General features: G+C 61.0%; 1 protein-coding gene. It reads left to right on the top strand.

The annotated features are described in order from the left end of the window. The coding region (locus tag GJ693_RS16530) for a class I SAM-dependent methyltransferase (protein WP_156257289.1) at window positions 1-636 on the top strand (636 nt) is incomplete at both ends.

Genomic DNA, 636 nt, shown 5'->3' on the forward strand with positions numbered 1-636 from the left:
GAGGATCGCGAGAATTTTTCGAACTTGCTGACCGCCGCTTCTATAGCTGGAATACGCCGCTGCACGACCACCGGCCGTTTGGCCGGCTGTTTCCATACGATGCCTATCGCGGCCGGAAGGTGCTGGAGGTCGGCTGCGGCATGGGCGCGATGACCATGAACTGGGCGCGGCAGGGCGCGCAGATGACGTCGGTCGATCTCACCCCGACCGCTGTTCAGGAAACCCGCCGTCGCCTAGAGATTTTCGGCCTGCCGGGTGAGGTCATGCAGGCCGACGGACGCAAGCTGCCGTTCGATGACGCACAGTTCGACTATGTTTATTCATGGGGCGTGCTGCATCACTCGCCGAATCTCGAGCAATCCATCGCTGAACTGATGCGGGTGGCGAAGCCGGGCGCCGGATTCGGCGTGATGCTCTATCATCGTCACTCGTTTCTGGACGCCTATCTGGTCCGCTTCCTGGAAGGATTTCTGCACTACGAAAGCCGCTTTCTCGATCCGCTGGCCCTCGCAAGCCGCTACGGTGACGGCGGGCGCGAGGAAGGCAATACGCACACTTGGCCGATCACGAAGCGCGAGGCGCACGAGCTTTTCGATCGGTTCTCTGCCGATCTTGCCATTGATGTCCTTGGCACTG

Origin of the sequence: Sandarakinorhabdus oryzae, from assembly GCF_009733735.1 — a bacterium.
GTDB lineage: Bacteria > Pseudomonadota > Alphaproteobacteria > Sphingomonadales > Sphingomonadaceae > Sandarakinorhabdus > Sandarakinorhabdus oryzae.